This window comes from Pseudomonas sp. HMWF032, assembly GCF_003060885.1.
In the GTDB taxonomy this organism is placed as follows: domain Bacteria; phylum Pseudomonadota; class Gammaproteobacteria; order Pseudomonadales; family Pseudomonadaceae; genus Aquipseudomonas.
Genome location: NZ_QAIG01000005.1, coordinates 539,941 through 559,010, shown reverse-complemented (window position 1 = coordinate 559,010; position 19,070 = coordinate 539,941). Strand labels below are relative to the sequence as shown.

The following is a 19,070-nucleotide window of genomic DNA, read 5'->3' as shown; positions in this document are numbered from 1 at the left end:
CCCGCCGATCGGCGGGCTTTTTATGGGTAGGCTCTAGAAACGGAATACTTCGCCTTCACCACGAATCGGTTCAGCCACTGGAATCTGCGGCACATCCGAGGGCACCACCGGCTTGGCCGGTGCCGGCTTGCGCGCCGGAGCGGGTGTCGCCGGCACAACGGGCCTATTGTGAGTATTCACCGCCACAGCCAACTGCTCGACCAGTTGTTGCAGCACTCGACTCTGCGCTCGCACCTGATCCACGATGCTGCCACTGTGCGCCTCCTCCAGACGCACCAAGCGGCCATCAAGCAGCTTGCCGTCAGCGCCCGCCAGTCGCCACTGCGCCTCCAGCACAGCCGGGCGTTGCGGGCCAGAATCCAGACGGGTAATCGACAAGCCCAGACGCACCTGCGGGACAAACCCGGCGGTGGCCGGTGCCAGCACCAGACGCTGGCTGTCAAGGCGCGAGGCTAACTGACGCAGCACTTGTTGATCAATTTCAGCCGCCAGGCTACCCGCCCAACGCGCGTCTTCGGATGCAGTCAAACTGCCATCCATCTGACGCTGCAACAGCGCCTCACGCTGCAGATAGTCGGCAATCACCACCGGCCCGATCAGCACAGCAATGCCCTGCTCAGCCGCCGGCACGCGGATATTGCCACTGTCCAACTGGTACAGCGGCGTTTGCTGATGACGGGTACAACCGGCCAGGCCGAGCACCCCCGCCAGCAACAGAATTGCGGGGAAACGCAGTGCAGTCATCTCACTCATCCAGCCGGCAAGACCACCGGCGTGCATACCTATTAAGTGCCGGCGGGTCGCTTACCACGATCCGCCTTGCGGCTGCGTATCATCCTTGAAAGCCGCTCGCGACTCCAGCGCGGCACTGTAGCGGCATGCATCCGCTAGCCCTGAACCTCGACCAGCAGGCTGTCGACGCGCTGGAAACCACGCGGCAGCTTGTTGCCACGTCGACCGCGCTCACCCTTGTAATGCTCGAGGTCGTCAGCCTTGAGCGATAAGGTGCGCTTGCCGGCTTGCAACACCAACGTGGCACCGCTGGGCAGCACGGCCAGGTCGGTGAGGTACTCCTCGCGGCTGGCCACGCGCTCACCGGGAATGCCGATGATCTTGTTGCCTTTACCCTTGCCCAGTTGCGGCAGGTCGCGCACCGGGAACAACAGCAGACGACCTTCGGTGGTAACCGCCGCCAACCAGTCCTCTTCACGATTACCCAGCGGTTTCGGCGGCACCACTTGGGCGCCGGCCGGCAGGCTGAGCAAGGCCTTGCCGGCCTTGTTCTTGGCCTGCAGGTCTTCGCCCTTGACCACAAAACCGTAGCCGGCGTCAGAAGCGATCACGTAAAGCGCGCTGTCATCCGGCAACAGCACACATTCGAAGGTCGCCCCCGGCGGTGGCGTCAGGCGGCCCGTCAGCGGCTCACCCTGGCCACGAGCGGACGGCAAGGTATGCGCCGCCAGTGAGTAACTGCGCCCTGTGGAGTCGATAAACACGGCGTATTGGTTCGACCGGCCAGGAGCAGCGACTTTGAAGCCGTCACCCGCTTTATACGACAAGCCGGTGGCATCAATGTCATGGCCCTTGGCACAGCGCACCCAGCCTTTCTCGGACACCACCACGGTGACAGGCTCAGTCGGCAACAGTTCGGTTTCGGAGAGCGCACGGGCTTCAGCGCGGGCAACGATCGGCGAACGACGGTCATCGCCATAGGTTTCAGCGTCCTTGATGATTTCGTCACGCACCAGCTTTTTCAGCTTGGTTTCACTGCCAAGCAGGGCCAGCAGCTTGGCGCGCTCCTTGGCCAGCTCGTCCTGCTCGCCACGGATTTTCATCTCTTCCAGACGCGCCAGCTGGCGCAGGCGGGTATCGAGAATATAGTCGGCCTGCACATCGGTCAGGCCAAACCGCGCCATCAGCACAGGCTTGGGCTGATCTTCGGTGCGGATGATATGAATCACTTCATCCAGATTGAGGAAGGCCACCAACAAACCTTCCAACAGGTGCAAGCGTTTCTCCACCTTGTCCAGGCGGAACTGCAGGCGTCGGCGTACGGTGTTGACGCGATACTCCAGCCATTCGCGCAGCAGCTGGCGCAGGTTCTTCACCTGCGGCTTGCCATCCAGACCAATCACGTTGGTGTTGACCCGGTAGCTGGACTCCAGCTCGGTGGTGGCAAACAGGTGGGTCATCAGCTCATCGGCATCCACGCGGTTGGAGCGCGGGATGATGACGATACGGCACGGGTGCTCGTGGTCCGACTCATCGCGCAGGTCGGCGACCATCGGCAGTTTCTTGGCCTGCATCTGCGCGGCAATCTGCTCCAGCACCTTGGCCCCGGACACCTGATGCGGCAGCGCGGTGACCACGATGTCACCGTCCTCGATGCGGTACACGGCGCGCATGCGCACCGAGCCACGACCGGTTTCGTAAATTTTCAGCAGGTCGCTGCGCGGGGTGATGACTTCAGCCTCGGTGGGGAAATCCGGACCAAGCACGTGCTCGCAGAGCTGCTCGACCGTGGCATCGGGTTGATCCAGCAAGCGCACACACGCCGCCGCCACTTCGCGCAGGTTATGCGGCGGCACATCAGTGGCCATGCCCACGGCGATGCCAGTGGTGCCGTTGAGCAGCAGGTTGGGCAGGCGCGCCGGCAGCGTCGCCGGTTCATTCAGGGTGCCGTCGAAGTTCGGCACCCAGTCCACGGTGCCCTGGCCCAATTCGGTGAGCAGCACCTCCGAGTAACGCGACAACCGCGCCTCGGTGTAGCGCATCGCAGCAAAGGATTTCGGATCATCCGGCGCGCCCCAGTTGCCCTGGCCATCGACCAGGGTGTAGCGGTAGCTGAACGGCTGCGCCATCAGCACCATGGCCTCGTAGCAAGCGCTGTCGCCATGCGGGTGGAACTTGCCGAGCACATCACCGACAGTACGCGCCGATTTCTTGTGCTTGGAGTCGGCATCCAGACCCAGCTCGCTCATCGCGTAAATGATGCGTCGCTGCACGGGTTTGAGGCCATCACCAATATGTGGCAGGGCGCGGTCCATGATCACGTACATGGAGTAATTGAGGTAAGCCTGCTCGGTAAAGTCGGCAAGAGAACGGCGTTCAACGCCGTCCAGGCTCAAATCGAGGGGTTCGCTCATGCGTGCCTCATTGCAAAGTGGATTGGCGCAGCATCAAGGTGCCGCCGCGCTGGGTAAATTCGAGTTGTTTAAGGGCACTCATGCCCAGTAATACGTCATCGCCGCCCATGCCGGGGGCAATCAAAGCCTCTACGTCAGTCAGCACGATATCGCCCAGTTCCAGCCGGGCCAGACGGGTACGGTGCGCCGTAGCACGGCCATTGGCGGTGCTGATGGTGATCGCCGCTCCGGCTTGCAGACCTAGACGCTTCGCCACTGCAGTGGGCACCGCTACCTGAGAGGCACCGGTGTCGAGGAGAAAGGTCACGGCCTCACCGTTGATCTTGCCGCCAGCCATGTAATGCCCCTGCCGGCCGCTGGCCAGGTTCACTTCGACATAACCATTGCCATGCAGCGACTCAGGGGTACGGTTCGGGTTGCGGCGAGCCTCTTCCCAGTCGGCAAAGAACTGGGTGGCCAACAGCAAGGCAGCCCCCCAGGCCAGCACTAGCATCACTCGGCCGGCGCGCTTGCCCGCAGGCCGTTCACTCACGGCTTGCTGCCCCAGCCGCCTTTCGGCGCGGCAAACCGCCAGATGATCGGCCGCGACTCACCGTCGGCACGGCTGAAGCGGCCGTTGTCGACACCTATCCAGGCACTGTCCTGATCCACCCACAGCGCTTCGGCCAAACCATAGGACGGCGAATAGCGCCGCTCTGGAGTCAGCGCCTCGGCGGCAAACGACCAGCACTTCTCAGCCTGGCCATTGCTCAGGCTACGCCGACAGATACGGTGCGCCTGACGCTCAAGGGTGAAGAGTTTTTCGTTATGGAAGGCCAGCCCGGAAAAATCCCGCGGCTGTTCCTTGCCACCCAGCTGCTCAGGCCCCGCCTCACTGCCGGTCTCGTTGAACAACACACAACCGCCGGTGCAGCGCCAGATAGCCCGCTGCTTGTGCACCACCAAAAGGCCGCGGCGCATGCGCTCAGCAGCCAGGTACAGGCGCTCACCTGGCGGATCAACGGCAAGCCCTTCAAACAGCGAATTGTGATGCAGCAACATGCCGCTGGCCCGCGCCTGGCGCACCAGCCCCTGGGGCAGCTTGAGCCAGTTCGGCTCACCCACCACCGGTAATTGCAAAACGGCAGCATGGGTTTCACTGACCAGGTAGCGATTGCCCGCAGCGTCGCAACTCAGGCCTTCGAAATCCAGCTCGCCACCGCGCACCCGAGCGGCCAGCCAGCTACGCATGCGCAACCCCCAAGGCAACTGGGACTCCGGAGGTGGCGGTGCGACAAAGGGGTCAGCGGTGGCTTGCCACTGCGTAGCGTGCTCCGCGAGACGGTATATCTGCCGGTCATCACGGTCGGACACCGCCCACAGGACGCCGTCGCACCAGGCCAGCCCCGAGAGGTTTCCGCCACTGACGCCCTGCACCGGCCGCTCGTTGAGCAGCTGCAGCTCTTCCAACGCCGCAGCAGCACTCAGCAATGGCGCACACAGCAGCAGGCATGCAGCCAGCAGGCGCTGCATCAGAGCAGCACCTCGGCCAGGTTGCCCTTGGACTCCAGCCAGGACTTGCGGTCGCCGGCGCGCTTCTTGGCCAGCAGCATGTCCATCATTTCCTGAGTGCCGGGGTAATCTTCCAGGGTCAGTTGCACCAGACGCCGGGTGTTCGGGTCCATGGTGGTTTCGCGCAGCTGTGGCGGATTCATTTCACCCAGGCCTTTAAAGCGCGTGACCTGCGGCTTGCCACGGCGTTTTTCGGCCACCAGACGATCGAGGATGCCATCGCGCTCACCGTCATCAAGGGCATAGAAAATTTCCTTGCCGAGATCGATGCGGTACAGCGGCGGCATGGCCACGTAGACGTGCCCAGCATCCACCAGCGGGCGGAAGTGGCGGACAAACAAGGCGCACAGCAAGGTGGCGATGTGCAGGCCGTCGGAGTCGGCGTCGGCAAGAATACAGATCTTGCCGTAGCGCAGCTGGGTCAGATCGTTGGAGCCGGGATCGATGCCGATGGCCACGGCGATGTCGTGCACCTCCTGACTGGCCAGCACTTCGCTGCCATCCACTTCCCAGGTATTCAGGATCTTCCCGCGCAGCGGCATGATCGCCTGGAATTCCTTATCCCGCGCCTGCTTGGCCGAGCCGCCGGCCGAGTCACCTTCGACCAGAAACAGCTCAGAGCGCATCGGGTCTTGCCCGGCGCAATCCGCCAATTTACCGGGCAGTGCCGGCCCTTGGGTGATGCGTTTGCGCTCAACCTTTTTGCCGGCTTTTAGGCGACGGTTGGCGTTGCTGATCGCCAGTTCGGCGAGCTGCTGACCCACCTCGGGATGCGCGTTGAGCCACAGGCTGAAGGCATCTTTGACCACGCCGGAGACGAACGCGGCCGCCTCACGCGACGACAGGCGCTCCTTGGTCTGCCCGGAGAACTGCGCGTCCTGCATCTTCATCGACAGGACGAAGGCAATGCGCTCCCAGATGTCCTCCGGGGCAAGCTTAACGCCACGCGGCAGCAGGCTGCGGAACTCGCAAAACTCGCGCATGGCATCCAGTAAGCCCTGACGCAGGCCATTCACGTGGGTGCCCCCTTGCGCGGTGGGAATCAGGTTGACGTAACTCTCCTGCACCGCGTCGCCGCCTTCCGGCAGCCACAGCAGCGCCCAGTCCACCGCTTCTTTATTACCGGCCAGCGCGCCGCAGAATGGCTCGTCGGGCAGGCGCTGAAATTCCGTGACCGCATCCACCAGGTAAGAGCGCAGACCGTCTTCGTACAGCCACTCGACTTTCTCGCCACTGGATTTGTCTTCAAAACTGACGGCCAGCCCCGGACACAATACGGCCTTGGCCTTGAGCACATGCTTGAGGCGGCTGACGGAGAACTTGAAAGAGTCGAAATACTTGGCGTCCGGCCAGAAATGCACGCTGGTGCCGGTGTTGCGCTTGCCCACCGTGCCGACCACGGCCAGGTCGCTGGCTTTGAAACCGTCGGCAAAACTCATCTGGTATTCATTGCCATCCCGCTTGACCGTGACGATCACACGGGTCGACAGCGCGTTGACCACACTGATCCCCACGCCATGCAGGCCGCCGGAGAACTGATAGTTCTTGTTACTGAACTTGCCGCCGGCATGCAGTTTGGTGAGGATCAGCTCAACGCCCGGTACGCCCTCTTCCGGGTGGATATCCACCGGCATGCCGCGACCGTCGTCGAGCACTTCCAGCGAGTTGTCCTCGTGCAGGATCACCTGAATCGATTTGGCATGCCCGGCCAGCGCCTCGTCAACGCTGTTGTCGATGACTTCCTGCGCCAGGTGGTTAGGCCGGCTGGTGTCGGTGTACATGCCCGGGCGCTTGCGCACCGGGTCGAGGCCGGAAAGGACTTCGATGGCATCGGCGTTGTAGGTGTTCTGCTGGGCCATGGGGTCTCTTGATCGTCAATTGAGAGCGGAAAAGTCGATATCCTGCCACAGATGGCGTGGAATACCGGCGAAAGCAAAGAGCATCGGCAAGCGTTCGGCAAAGCCCTGAAAACCATGGTTGCCGCCCGCCTGAATACGCAGAGCCGCCTGCCGGTAGTAACATTCGGCATCCCGGTAATCGAGGGTTTCGTCAGCGGTCTGCAGCCACACCTGGTAGCGCGCGGGGTCCTGCAGGACGGCAACCTCCAGCTCAGCCAGAGCGGCGACGTGATCGTGAGTCAGCTCCCAGGTTTCAGCGCTGTAATGGTTCGTCTGCGCACCCAGATAGCCATCGAAACGCAGATGCGGGCGCACGGCAGGATTGATAAGCAACGCCGGTAATCCATGGCGCTCGGCCAGATGGGTGGCATAGTAGCCGCCCAGCGAGCTGCCAACCAGCACAGGCCGTCCCAGTTCGGCAATCAGGGCTTCGAGCTGGCCAATGGCTTGTCGTGGGTGGTGATGCAGAGCCGGCACCCGCAGATGCGCGGCCAGCCCCAACTGGCTCATGGCACGCTGCAAAAGGCTGGCTTTGAGCGATGCAGGCGAGCTGTTGAGTCCGTGTATATAGAGAATGGATGTGGTCATGGGCGCGAGGCTAACCGGTTAGCCGAGCAGCTGCAAAGGGCTTAGTAGCCCTTGATGGTGTAATCGATTTCGAACTTGATCCCGGTAACCCGCGAGACCCCGGTTTCCAGACGACCGTCATCGAACAGGCGTAACCAGCGATAGCCAGGTGCCGTGGTATCCACCTGAAACTCCTCGCTGCCCGGCGCGAACTGCACGCAGGTGGATGGCGAAGCCAGCAAGCGTATGGCACCACGCTGCAGGTCAAGCTCCTGATGAATATGCCCCCAGAGCACCGCGCGCGCCTGGCTGAAACGCTCCAGCACGGCAAACAGGGCATCCGGGTTGCGCAGGCCGATGGGCTCCATCCACTTGCAACCGATGGACACCGGGTGGTGATGCAGGCAGATCAGGTGATGGCGCTCTGGCGCCTCGCTCAGTGCGCGCTCCAGCAAGGCCAGTTGCTGCTCACTGAGATAGCCGGGCACGGCACCGGGGATCGATGAATCGAGCATGATCACGCGCCAGTTGCCCAGATCAACCACCGGCTCCAGCAGGTCACGGCCAACGCAGGCAGCCTGCATGGCTGGCACTTCATCATGATTGCCAGGAAACCAGCGCGCGGGGGCCGGAATAACCGAGGTAAGCTCACGGAAGCGCTGGTAGGACGCCGTGCTGCCGTCCTGCGAGAGGTCGCCACTGGCCAGGACCAAGTCGATCTGCGGCTGTTCCTGCAGCACTCGCTCGATCACCCGCTGCAGACTGTCCTGGGTATCCATACCCAACAGCTTGCCTGCCGCATCGGCAAACAGATGGCTATCGGATAACTGCACCAGCAGTACCGAGCGATCAACAGCTGTGGTTCTAGTCGGCACGCCCGGCAAGACCTTCTCCTTGAACGGAATGCATGAATTATGGTGGTTAGCCCTACGGGCGGTAAACCCGTGAAAGGGGAATAGATCACAGAACGCCTGTTGTAAATCTGGCGCATGCTTTAACGCAGGCACGAGAGATCAGTGCACCGCAGGCTAGTCGCCGACAGCCGCCCGATACATCTAGCGAACCGGCTCCAGCTCATGCCCACACGCCAGGCAGTGACTCAACCACTCGCCAAGAAACAGATTGAGTTGAGTCTTCTCATCGGGCTGGTGCATGGCTTCGTTGGGGTAGGGATAGATCCCGCGAAAACGCCGAGCGCGCTGCGCACCAACCACTTCCGCCATCCGCGCATCGTGGTACACGCGCACTTCCAGCTGCGGCACGGGCAACCAGGGCAGGCTATGCTCCTGGCGCACAGAGAGGGTCGAGGTGTATGGGCAGCTTTCCAACACCTGCAAGGCCAGCACACCTAACTGTTGCTCCCCCTGACTCAGCGCCACGCGCCGCAGCTGCTGCGGTGCATCAGCCCCGTCGCGCATGGCTGGCAGGAGCTGCATCAGACGCGCGTAGTTAGCTTCGCAAGCCGCCTGCAGCTCGACCAGATCGACCCGATAGCGCTCGCGCAGCAGATTCATGACCACAGCCCGCGGACTTCGCTGCGGTTCAGCGCCAGCCATTGCAAGGCAATGATGCTCGCCGCATTGTCGATACGACCGGACTTCAGTGCATCCAGAGCGTCCTCCAGTGGCAAGACATGCACGCGAATATCCTCACCCTCCTCCGCCAGTCCATATACGCCACCGGCACCGTCACTGTCACAACGGCCAATAAACAGATGTACGCGCTCATCCGAACCACCGGGTGAGGGGTAGTACTGAGTGATCGGCCACAGCGAAGTCAGCTGCAAATTGGCCTCCTCGATGGCTTCGCGGCGGGCGACCTCTTCGGGCTTTTCGTCTTTGTCGATCAACCCAGCCACCAGCTCCAACAGCCAGGGATTGGCGCTCTTGTCCAACGCCCCAACACGGAACTGCTCAATCAGCACCACGCAATCGCGCTGCGGATCATAAGGCAGTACGCACACGGCATCGTGGCGCACGAACAGCTCGCGGGTAAGCGCAGGCCCCATACCGCCGGCAAACTGGCGATGGCGCAAACGCAGCCGATCGAGCTTATAGAACCCGCTAAAACAGGCCTCACGCGCGATCACTTCGACATCTTCTCGTTGCATAACGCCCCCCGTAATTAGCAGAAACGGGCCCGAAGGCCCGTCCTGGTTACGCTCATACTGCTACGCAAAACTGCCTAGCAAAAGCCCCTTCACACTTTCTGATACAGCTGGCTGCCCTGCGCCTTGAACTCCTGCGCCTTGGCCTGCATGCCCGCTTCGACTTCCAGGTCGACAGCGGCGATGCGCTGTTCTTCAGCATAGACGCGAACTTCCTGGGTGATCTTCATCGAACAGAATTTCGGCCCGCACATGGAGCAGAAGTGTGCCACCTTGGCCGAGTCTTTGGGCAGCGTTTCGTCGTGATAGCTGCGCGCGGTGTCCGGGTCGAGGCCGAGGTTGAACTGGTCTTCCCAGCGGAATTCAAAGCGCGCCTTGCTCAAGGCATTGTCGCGAATCTGCGCGCCCGGATGACCTTTGGCCAAGTCGGCCGCGTGGGCGGCAATCTTGTAGGTGATGATGCCGGTCTTCACGTCATCCTTGTTCGGCAGGCCCAGGTGCTCCTTGGGCGTGACGTAGCAGAGCATGGCGCAACCGAACCAGCCGATCATCGCCGCACCGATGCCGCTGGTGATGTGGTCGTAACCCGGGGCGATGTCGGTGGTCAGCGGGCCAAGGGTGTAGAACGGCGCCTCGTCACAGCACTCCAGCTGCTTGTCCATGTTCTCCTTGATCAGCTGCATCGGCACGTGACCGGGGCCTTCGATCATGGTCTGTACGTCATGCTTCCAGGCGATCTTGGTCAACTCGCCGAGGGTTTCCAGCTCACCGAACTGCGCTTCGTCGTTGGCGTCGGCAATCGAGCCCGGACGCAGGCCATCGCCCAGCGAGAAGCTGACGTCGTAGGCCTTCATGATTTCGCAGATTTCCTCGAAATGGGTGTAGAGGAAATTCTCTTTGTGGTGCGCCAGGCACCACTTGGCCATGATCGAGCCGCCACGGGAAACGATGCCGGTGACGCGCTTGGCGGTCATCGGCACATAACGCAGTAGCACGCCGGCATGGATGGTGAAGTAGTCCACGCCTTGCTCGGCCTGCTCGATCAGGGTGTCGCGGAACAGCTCCCAGGTCAGGTCTTCGGCAACGCCATTGACCTTTTCCAGCGCCTGGTAGATCGGCACGGTGCCAATCGGCACCGGCGAGTTGCGGATGATCCACTCGCGGGTTTCGTGAATGTGCTTGCCGGTGGACAGGTCCATCACCGTGTCCGACCCCCAGCGGATGCCCCAGGTCAGCTTGGCCACTTCTTCTTCAATCGAAGAACCCAGGGCGGAGTTGCCGATATTGCCGTTGATCTTCACCAGGAAGTTACGGCCGATGATCATCGGTTCCAACTCGGTGTGATTGATGTTGGCCGGGATGATAGCGCGGCCACGGGCGATTTCTTCGCGAACGAATTCGGCGGTGATTTCCTTGGGAATACTCGCGCCGAAGCTGTGCCCGGCATGCTGCTCTTTGAGCAGACCGGCGGCACGAGCTTCCTGCAGTTTGAGGTTCTCGCGGATGGCGACATATTCCATTTCCGGGGTGATGATGCCCTGGCGCGCGTAGTGCATCTGGCTGACGTTCTTACCCGCCTTGGCGCGGCGCGGGTTGCGCACGTGGGCAAAGCGCATGGCCGTCAGTTCAGGACTGGCCAGACGCTCCTGACCGAAGTGCGAGCTCAGGCCGGCGAGCAGCTCGGTGTCACCACGATCATCAATCCATGCCGAACGCACATCAGGCAGACCTTGGCGCACATCAATGGTGACATTCGGGTCGGTGTACGGGCCGGAGGTGTCATAGACCAGCACAGGCGCATTGATCTCCCCGCCGAAGTCAGTGGGGGTGACATCCAGGCTGATTTCGCGCATCGGCACGCGAATGTCCGGGCGCGAACCCTGGACATAGATCTTCTGTGAACGCGGGAAGGGTTGGATGGATTGCTGATCGACCTGAGCACTTTCACTCAGGTTCTTTTGTTGTTGTGCACTCATCGGCGGGCTCTCTCCAGGGCTGAATGTCGGAGCGAACCTGTAAGAAACGAGCGGCGCATGGCGCACCTTGGGCGGTGCCAGAGGCTCGCCAGAGGACGGGCGAGCACATCTTGTTCCCTACGCAGGCCTTAACCTGATCAGGTTCAACGGGATCCGGCAGCTGCCAATCTCAGCCCCGCAATTGGGGCACCCCGACAAGAACGCGGCCAGTCTAATCAACCCCAGCCAATAAAACCAACTCGGGAGTCAATTTCTCATGACCCATGCGTTGGAAAGTGACGAATGCAGCCGCCACAAATAACCCGACACATAGAACACGCCATGGATTGTTGCAATCTACACTCATTCAGCTCCAGACAAATCTTGACCCCCTCGGCAGCGCCCCTTAGCCTTGCCGATTACCGCCAAAATCAGGATCACCCTCATGTTGCGCAGACTCTCTCTGGCTCTCGCTGTGGCCGCCGCGTCCAACGGAATGGCCTGGGCTGCTGAACAAGCCCCGCTGTCCACCAAAACTGACCTGGTCACGGTTTACCAGGAAGCCGCCGCCAATAATGCCGACCTGGCCGCCGCCCGCGCCGATTATGAAGCGCGCAGCGAAGTGGTCCCCCAGGCCCGCGCCGGCCTGCTGCCCAACCTGTCTGCTGGCGCCAACCTGAGCGACACTCGTACCCAGGTCGACTCGCCGGCCAATACCAGCTCGCGCAGTGGTACCGTGTACCAGGCCAACCTCAGCCAGCCGCTGTTCCGTGCGGATCGCTGGTTCCAGTTGCAGGCGGCCAAAGCCAGCAACGAACAAGCTGTACTGGAGCTGTCGGCCACCGAACAGAACCTGATACTGCAGAGCGCTGAAGCCTACTTCGCAGTACTGCGCGCCCAGGACAACCTGGCCTCGACCAAGGCCGAAGAAGCCGCCTTCAAGCGCCAACTGGACCAAGCCAATGAGCGTTTTGATGTCGGCCTGTCGGATAAGACCGATGTGCTGGAAGCCCAGGCCGGTTTCGACACCGCACGTGCCAACCGCATCATCGCCCTGCGTCAGGTGGACGATGCCTTCCAGGCCCTGACCACCCTGACCAACCGTGACTTCAGCGCCTTGGAAGGTCTTGTACACAGCCTGCCTATCCTGGCGCCTACACCCAATGATGCCAAAGCCTGGGTCGATACAGCTGCCGCACAGAACCTCAACCTGCAGGCCAGCAACTACGCCGTCGACGCCGCCGAAGAAACTCTGCGCCAGCGCAAGTCCGGCCATGCGCCGACCCTGGATGCCGTTGCCAGCTACCAGAAGGGTGACAACGACAGCCTCGGTTTCAGCAACAATGCCGCTACCATCAACCGCTTCAGCGGCGACGTTGAGCAACGCTCGATTGGCCTGCAACTGAATATCCCGCTTTACAGCGGCGGCCTGACCAGCTCACAGGTGCGCGAGTCCTACCAGCGCCTGAGCCAGACCGAACAACAGCGTGAAAGCCTGCGCCGTCAGGTGGTGCAGAACACCCGCAACCTGCACCGCGCGGTGAACACCGACGTGGAAACCGTACAGGCACGCAAACAGTCGATCATCTCCAACCAGAGCGCGCTGGAAGCCACCGAAATCGGCTACCAGGTCGGTACGCGTAACATCGTTGACGTGCTGGATGCCCAGCGCCAGCTGTACAGTTCGGTGCGCAACTACAACAACGCGCGCTACGACTACATCCTCAACAACCTGCGCTTGAAGCAAGCCGCCGGTACCCTCAGCCCGGACGACCTGGCTGCACTGGAGCAGTACCTGAAATCCGACTACAACCCGGACGAAGACTTCCTCCCGCCGGACCTGGCCAAAGCCGCCGAAGCGCAACTGCGCAGCAACTCGCAGTACTGAGTTGAGTGACACGAAAAGCCCTGCGGGTTCTGCCCGCAGGGCTTTTTATTGGCCGCATGTTCTTCAATGCACGTCGTGACGCAAGCCCGCAAACATTTGCACAATTCACGTGTCTCAATCGTTGCCAACGACAACCGAGGTAAACAGTCATGGCAGGACGCTTGCCTGCGCCTCTCTGGCGGCTCGTTCTAGACTGCACACACTGAACCCTCTTCCTGCAACAGGAGCAGCACATGAACGTTATATTGCTGGGTGCCAGCGGCACACTTGGAAAGGCCATCGCCCATGAACTGCAGGCGCGCCACACGATCATCCGCGTGGGCCACAGCAGCGGCGAGTTTCAGGTGGACATCACCCAACCCGACTCGATCCGTCGCTTGTTTGAGCAAACCGGCCCGTTCGACGCGTTGGTCAGCGCCACCGGCAAGCTGCACTTCGGGGCATTCAGCGAGATGAGTGCCGAACACTATGCCATCGGCTTGCAGGACAAGCTGATGGGGCAGGTCAATCTGGTGTTGATAGGCCGCGAATACGCCAACGATGGCGCGTCCTTTACACTGACATCGGGCATTTTGAGTGACGACCCGATTCGTTTCGGCAGCTCGGCCAGCATGGTCAACGCCGCGATTGATGGCTTTGTGCGCGGCGCGGCGATCGAACTGCCACGCGGGTTACGGATCAACAGCGTCAGCCCGACGGTGGTCGAAGAGTCACTCTCAAGCTACGGCCCTTATTTCAGAGGCTTTAAGCCGGTACCGGCGGCCATTGCAGCGCTGGCGTATGCGAAAAGTGTTGAGGGCGCACAAACCGGGCAGGTCTACCGCGCGTACTGAGACGCTGCGAGCCGTGCACTCGCCGTTGCCCCACTCAACAGCAGCGCAACCTGTGGGAGTCGCTTAAGCGGCGACACATAAAGAATCCCCGTAGGTTGGTGTTGAGCGCAGCGAAGCCCAACGACAGTTGACTCCGTCGCGGCTGAAGCCCCTCCCAGGGCGCTGGCATCAGGGCTGAGGGTTGATCAACCGCCCCAAGCCCGCCAGCAGCCGCGCCAATGCGCCTTGGTTGGCCTGCATCACCGCCAGCCCTGCGCTACGCATGGCCTGCGCCGTCTCGGGCTCGCGCCAGAGGTGCGCGATGCGCTGCGCCAAACCGTCAGCATCGGCCGTCTCGCTCAGGGCGCCCGCCGCGCGCAACTGCGCGGCGATCTCCAGAAAGTTGAACAGGTGCGGGCCGCTGAGCACCGGTTTACCCAGCGCGGCCGGCTCCAGCAGGTTGTGCCCGCCATTGGCGACCAGGCTGCCGCCGACAAAAGCGATATCGGCCAGCGCGTAAAGAAACAGCAACTCGCCCATGGTGTCGCCGAGCAGCACCTGATCCGCCGCCTGTACGGCCTCGTCCGTTGAGCGACGCCGCGTAACAAAGCCTTGCCGCTGACACAGGTCAAACACCGCATTGAAACGCTCAGGATGGCGCGGCACCAGAATCAGTAATGCATCAGGGTGTTGCTCAAGCAACTGACGATGGGCGGCGAGGATGATTTCATCTTCACCGGCATGGGTGCTGGCCGCGATCCAAACTGGGCGTCGTGTGGCCTGCCACTGCTCACGCAAGGCAGCTGCACGGGTCAGCAGGGCCGGATCAATGCTCAGATCAAATTTGATCGAACCCGTGACTTCAACACACTCAGGCCGCGCACCGAGACTGCGAAAGCGCTCAGCCTCCACTGCCGTTTGCACGGCAATCAAATCCAACTCGGCCAGCATCGGCGCCGTCAGTTTGGCGAAGCGCGCATAGCCGCGTGCCGAACGCTCGGACAGCCGCGCATTGGCCAACGCCACAGGGATGCCACGTGTGGCGCACTGGTGAATATGGTTGGGCCACAGTTCGGTTTCCATGATCACCGCCAACCTGGGTTGCACGCGATCGAGAAAACGCGCGGCGGCCCAAGGCAGGTCATACGGCAAGTAGCAATGCTGCACGCGACCGGCGTACTCCAGGCCGCCGAACATGGCTTGAATGCGCTCCGAACCGGTCGGCGTCATGCAGGTGATGGTGATCGGCAACTGCGGGTAGCGCGCCAGCAGCTCACGTACCAGTGGCGCAGCGGCAATGCTCTCGCCCACCGACACGGCGTGCAGCCAGATACCGCCGCGTTTGAACATCGGTAAGCCGAACGCGAAGCGCTCGCCAATACGCTTGGCATAGGCCGGCGCTTGCCAGGCACGCCACGCCAAGCGGCCGGCCACCAGCGGTAGACCGAGATGAAACAGCAGGGTGTAGAGGTGTCTATTCATGGCGCGCAGCTTATGCACTTTGGCCACTATCGTCGAGCCAGGCGCAGGTTCGACTCACGCTGTGACCTGCAGATGCCGGGCAAAACAATCGGCCAGCCACAAGGCCGCCGGGCCTAACGCTTCATCGCGGCGACAGACCAATTCGACCACCAGCGGTGGCGGCGTCCAGTCGCTGCTCAGTTCCACCAGCTGGTTCTGATACGTCGGGTACTGCACCACATGGCGCGGCAGCCAGGCCCACCCCAGGTTACGCATCAACAATTCCGCCATGGTGTAGAAACTGTCGGTACGCCACACCGATGGGCTGATTTGCTCACCGCCCGGATAGTGACTGTCTTGCGGGGTCATCAGCAGTTGCCGGTGACGGGCCAGCTCACGCCGATCCACATGCCCCATACTCGCCAATGCATGCCCGGCCCCACACACGGTAACCATCTCGATGGTGCCCAAGCGCTGACGCTCCAGCGCATCGGGCATGTGTTCGTGGTGGAACAGCAAGCCGAGGTCGGCGCGGTGTTCCAGCAGCTTGCGCGCCACATCGCCCTGAGCACCGCTGGCCAACTGCACCTCCAGCAGCGGAAAGTGCTGCGCCAGTGCTTCCAGGCTGTCGAGCACCGGCTGGTAAGGCATGGCTTCATCCTGCGCCAGACGCAGGCGCACCTCCTCCCCACGCACCAAACCCAATGCGCGCCCCTCCAGCCGTTGGCACTGGCGCAACACCTCGCGAGCCTCCTCCAGCATGGCCATACCGGCTTCAGTCAGGCGTGGCTGGCGGCCACTGCTGCGCTCAAACAGGCGCACGCCCAAGTCTGTCTCCAGCAAGGCAATCGCATTGCTCACGGCCGATTGCGCACGCTGCATCTGTCGCCCCACGGCGGAGAACGACTGGCCCTCGGCCACGCTGACAAACAGGCGAATCTGCTCCAGGCTCCACTGCATAACCCATCTCCATTCCAGATAGGTAATCACTTTATCCCATCCGCCAGAGCACTAGAATTACCGCCAGACCACCAAGGAGGCCATATCATGGGCGGCTATCTCTATCTCGCTATTGCCATCACTGCCGAAGTCATCGCCACTACCTCGATGAAGGCCCTGGATGGCTTCAACAAACCCCTGCCCCTGCTGCTGGTCGTGGTCGGCTACGCCATTTCGTTCTGGATGCTCAGTCTGGTGGTGAAGACCATCCCGGTCGGCGTCGCGTACGCGGTGTGGGCGGGCATGGGCATTGTGCTGGTAAGCATCGCCGCCGTATTCCTCTACCAGCAGCGCCTGGATCTGCCGGCCATGCTGGGCATGGGCCTGATCGTCAGCGGCGTGGTGGTGATTCAGGTGTTCTCGCAAAGCGCCGGCCACTGAAAAGCAGCCCAACACATCTGCTGCGCGTCGGCCCTGCTGCGTTAAAAACAGGCTCAGCAAGCCGCTTGCGGCTAACGCGCCTTAGCGCGGCCCCAAGGACGAATGCAACGCGTCATGCTCATTTACACCCGTAAACTCCACCTCCTCACCTGTTTTGACCAGCCGGAGGCTGTTACCTAGCGCAGTGCCTTGCATGGCTCTAGCTCGCGAGACGTTGAGCAGGTTCAGAGGTAAGGCGCTAGCGCGGACGGGTTATACTGCGCACCTGTTTTCCCGGTGAGACACCTGCATGTCCCAGGCATTAAGCACTGATGTTTTGATCGTCGGCGGCGGTATCGCCGGCCTTTGGCTGAACGCGCGCCTGCGCCGCCAGGGTTTCGCCACGCTGCTGGTGGAAAGCGCCCAGCTTGGCGGCGGGCAGAGTGTGAAATCCCAGGGCATCATCCACGGCGGCGCCAAATACGCCCTGCATGGCGCACTGACAGGCGCCTCCGAAGCGATTGCCGACATGCCGCGGCGCTGGCGTGAAGCCCTGGCCGGTAACGGCGAGCTGGACCTCTCGGGCGTGCGCCTGCTGTCCGATGCCCACTACCTGTGGTCGCCCGGCAGCCTGGCCGGCAATATCACCAGCTTCTTTGCCAGCAAGGCCGTGCGCGGCCGGGTCGATCAGGTCAAGGGCGAGCAGCTGCCACCCGCCCTGCAACACCCCACATTCAAAGGCAAGGTTTACCGCCTGGCTGAGCTGGTATTGGATGTGCCGAGCCTGATCAGCCGCCTGAGCGAGCTGGCTGGTGATGGTTTGCTGGCCGCCGAGCGCATTGAGCCGCTGCAGGAAAATGGCGAACTGATAGGCCTGCGCATCGATGGCCGCGAGATTCGCGCACAGCGCATCATCCTCAGCGCCGGGCGCGGCAATGCCGAGCTACTTAGCGCCCTCGGCCTGACTCAGCCGGCCCAGCAATTGCGCCCGCTGCATATGGCGCTGGTCAAAGGCCCGACACTCAAACCGCTGTACGCCCACTGCCTGGGCGGCGGGCCGAAGCCGCGCGTGACCATCACCACCCACCTGGCGGCCGATGGCCAGTGGGTCTGGTACCTGGGGGGCGATCTGGCCGAAGCCGATGGCGTGGCCCGCGATGAAGCGGCGCAGATCAAGGCCGCGCAGAAAGAACTCGGCGAGCTGCTGCCCTGGGTCGACCTGTCCGCCGCGCAATGGGCGACGCTGCGGGTGGAGCGTGCCGAGCCAGCGCAATCCGGCCTGGTGCGCCCGGACAACGCCTTCTTGCATGAGCAAGGCAACCTGATGGTGGGCTGGCCAACCAAACTGGCCCTGGCGCCGGACTTTGCCGACCGCGTACTGTCCGCCCTCAATCGTGACGGCATTCAGCCGCACACCCATGCAGCGCTGCCTGCCCTGCCGCGCCCGAGCGTCGCACCAGCCGTCTGGGAGGAGTTGTTCTGATGCATCCCCTGCAGAGCCTGCACACCCTGCACCGCCCACTGGGCAACACCGGCCTGCGGGTTTCACCACTGGGTCTGGGCACGGTCAAACTGGGCCGTGATCAAGGCGTGAAGTACCCAACCGGCTTCACCATCCCCGATGACACCGCCGCCCGAACCCTGCTGGCTCAGGCCCGTGATTTGGGCATCAACCTGATCGACACTGCGCCAGCCTACGGCACCAGCGAAACCCGCCTCGGCCCGCTGCTGCGCGGCCAGCGCCACGATTGGGTGATCGTCAGCAAGGTCGGTGAAGAGTTCGACAACGGCCAGTCGCATTTTGATTTCAGCCCGGCGCACACCCGCCGCTCGGTGGAACGCAGCCTCACGCGCCTGGAGACGGACTTTATCGACCTCGTGCTGGTGCATTCCGACGGCAACGATGTGGCCATCCTGCGTGACAGCGGCGTGTACGAAACCCTGGCCGAACTGAAACGCGAGGGCAAAATTCGCGGTTTCGGCCTCTCAGGCAAAACCGTCGAGGGCGGCCTACTGGCCCTGGCCACGGGTGATTGCGCCATGGTCACCTACAACCTCAATGAGCAAGGCGAACGCGCTGTGCTGGACTACGCCGCACAACAGGGCAAAGGTATTTTGATTAAAAAAGCCCTGGCCAGCGGTCATGCCTGCCTAGCCCCCGGTATTGACCCCGTGCGCGCCAGTTTCGAGCTGATCTTCAGCCACCCGGCCGCGTGCAGTGCAATCATCGGCACCATCAACCCGCAGCACCTGGCGCATAACGTCGCCACGGCCGCCGCTGTAATTCAGGATATTGCCTGACAGGTCTTACCCGCCGATCTGTGCC

17 protein-coding genes and 1 riboswitch are annotated in these 19,070 nt (G+C 62.2%); of the genes, 5 read left to right on the top strand and 12 right to left on the bottom strand.

Annotated elements, in window-relative coordinates; translation table 11 throughout:
* Window positions 1–33: 33 nt before the first annotated feature.
* The 10 genes from DBR00_RS05350 to thiC all read right to left on the bottom strand — a co-directional run bounded on the left by DBR00_RS05350 (window position 34) and on the right by thiC (window position 11,245).
* A complete protein-coding gene (locus DBR00_RS05350) occupies window positions 34–744 on the bottom strand; it encodes a membrane integrity-associated transporter subunit PqiC (protein ID WP_108485775.1) in 711 nt (236 codons plus the stop codon).
* A 143-nt stretch (window positions 745–887) separates the two neighbouring features.
* Window positions 888–3,146 carry a DNA topoisomerase IV subunit A gene (gene parC / locus DBR00_RS05345; RefSeq protein ID WP_108485776.1) on the bottom strand — a complete coding sequence of 753 codons (2,259 nt, stop codon included), beginning with the start codon at window positions 3,144–3,146 and terminating at the stop codon, window positions 888–890.
* Window positions 3,147–3,153: 7 nt separating this feature from the next.
* Entirely contained in the window at window positions 3,154–3,678 is a 525-nt protein-coding gene (locus DBR00_RS05340; protein ID WP_108485777.1) for a TIGR02281 family clan AA aspartic protease, read from the bottom strand.
* Window positions 3,675–4,658, bottom strand: coding sequence for an esterase-like activity of phytase family protein (locus tag DBR00_RS05335; RefSeq protein ID WP_108485778.1), 984 nt, complete (start codon window positions 4,656–4,658; stop codon window positions 3,675–3,677). Before DBR00_RS05335 ends, DBR00_RS05340 begins: the two co-directional genes overlap by 4 nt.
* The gene (parE, locus tag DBR00_RS05330; RefSeq protein ID WP_108485779.1) at window positions 4,658–6,556 is read right to left on the bottom strand and encodes a DNA topoisomerase IV subunit B; all 1,899 of its coding nucleotides are present in this window, start codon (window positions 6,554–6,556) and stop codon (window positions 4,658–4,660) included. The genes DBR00_RS05335 and parE overlap by 1 nt, the downstream gene beginning before the upstream one ends.
* A 15-nt stretch (window positions 6,557–6,571) precedes the next feature.
* Window positions 6,572–7,183 carry a YqiA/YcfP family alpha/beta fold hydrolase gene (locus DBR00_RS05325; RefSeq protein ID WP_108485780.1) on the bottom strand — a complete coding sequence of 204 codons (612 nt, stop codon included), beginning with the start codon at window positions 7,181–7,183 and terminating at the stop codon, window positions 6,572–6,574.
* A gap of 41 nt (window positions 7,184–7,224) precedes the next feature.
* Window positions 7,225–8,046: a 3',5'-cyclic-AMP phosphodiesterase gene (gene cpdA / locus DBR00_RS05320; protein WP_108485781.1), complete on the bottom strand. Its 822-nt coding sequence runs from the start codon at window positions 8,044–8,046 to the stop codon at window positions 7,225–7,227.
* Window positions 8,047–8,217: 171 nt separating this feature from the next.
* Window positions 8,218–8,682: a DUF1249 domain-containing protein gene (locus DBR00_RS05315; RefSeq protein ID WP_108485782.1), complete on the bottom strand. Its 465-nt coding sequence runs from the start codon at window positions 8,680–8,682 to the stop codon at window positions 8,218–8,220.
* Window positions 8,673–9,272, bottom strand: coding sequence for an NUDIX domain-containing protein (locus DBR00_RS05310; RefSeq protein ID WP_108485783.1), 600 nt, complete (start codon window positions 9,270–9,272; stop codon window positions 8,673–8,675). The genes DBR00_RS05315 and DBR00_RS05310 overlap by 10 nt, the downstream gene beginning before the upstream one ends.
* A gap of 89 nt (window positions 9,273–9,361) precedes the next feature.
* A complete protein-coding gene (thiC, locus tag DBR00_RS05305) occupies window positions 9,362–11,245 on the bottom strand; it encodes a phosphomethylpyrimidine synthase ThiC (RefSeq protein WP_108485784.1) in 1,884 nt (627 codons plus the stop codon).
* Window positions 11,246–11,342: 97 nt separating this feature from the next.
* Window positions 11,343–11,449, bottom strand: a riboswitch (TPP riboswitch).
* Between the two features lie 220 nt (window positions 11,450–11,669).
* Here thiC and DBR00_RS05300 point away from each other — a divergent pair.
* Together DBR00_RS05300 and DBR00_RS05295 are read left to right on the top strand one after the other, a co-directional pair.
* Entirely contained in the window at window positions 11,670–13,112 is a 1,443-nt protein-coding gene (locus DBR00_RS05300; RefSeq protein WP_108485785.1) for a TolC family outer membrane protein, read from the top strand.
* A gap of 233 nt (window positions 13,113–13,345) precedes the next feature.
* On the top strand, window positions 13,346–13,945 hold the full coding sequence (locus DBR00_RS05295) for a short chain dehydrogenase (protein ID WP_108485786.1): 600 nt from the start codon (window positions 13,346–13,348) through the stop codon (window positions 13,943–13,945).
* Window positions 13,946–14,113: 168 nt separating this feature from the next.
* On the opposite strand, the gene waaA is transcribed toward DBR00_RS05295, so the two are convergent.
* Complete coding sequence (waaA, locus tag DBR00_RS05290; RefSeq protein ID WP_108485788.1) at window positions 14,114–15,406, bottom strand: lipid IV(A) 3-deoxy-D-manno-octulosonic acid transferase; 1,293 nt, start codon at window positions 15,404–15,406, stop codon at window positions 14,114–14,116.
* Between the two features lie 54 nt (window positions 15,407–15,460).
* Window positions 15,461–16,345 carry a LysR family transcriptional regulator gene (locus DBR00_RS05285; protein ID WP_108538023.1) on the bottom strand — a complete coding sequence of 295 codons (885 nt, stop codon included), beginning with the start codon at window positions 16,343–16,345 and terminating at the stop codon, window positions 15,461–15,463.
* Between the two features lie 87 nt (window positions 16,346–16,432).
* Here DBR00_RS05285 and DBR00_RS05280 point away from each other — a divergent pair, with 87 nt between their 5' ends.
* The 3 genes from DBR00_RS05280 to DBR00_RS05270 all read left to right on the top strand — a co-directional run bounded on the left by DBR00_RS05280 (window position 16,433) and on the right by DBR00_RS05270 (window position 19,045).
* Window positions 16,433–16,765 carry a multidrug efflux SMR transporter gene (locus DBR00_RS05280; RefSeq protein ID WP_108485816.1) on the top strand — a complete coding sequence of 111 codons (333 nt, stop codon included), beginning with the start codon at window positions 16,433–16,435 and terminating at the stop codon, window positions 16,763–16,765.
* Window positions 16,766–17,054: 289 nt separating this feature from the next.
* Entirely contained in the window at window positions 17,055–18,227 is a 1,173-nt protein-coding gene (locus DBR00_RS05275) for an FAD-dependent oxidoreductase (RefSeq protein ID WP_108485815.1), read from the top strand.
* Window positions 18,227–19,045, top strand: coding sequence for an aldo/keto reductase (locus tag DBR00_RS05270; RefSeq protein ID WP_108485814.1), 819 nt, complete (start codon window positions 18,227–18,229; stop codon window positions 19,043–19,045). Before DBR00_RS05275 ends, DBR00_RS05270 begins: the two co-directional genes overlap by 1 nt.
* The last annotated feature ends 25 nt before the right edge of the window (window positions 19,046–19,070 follow it).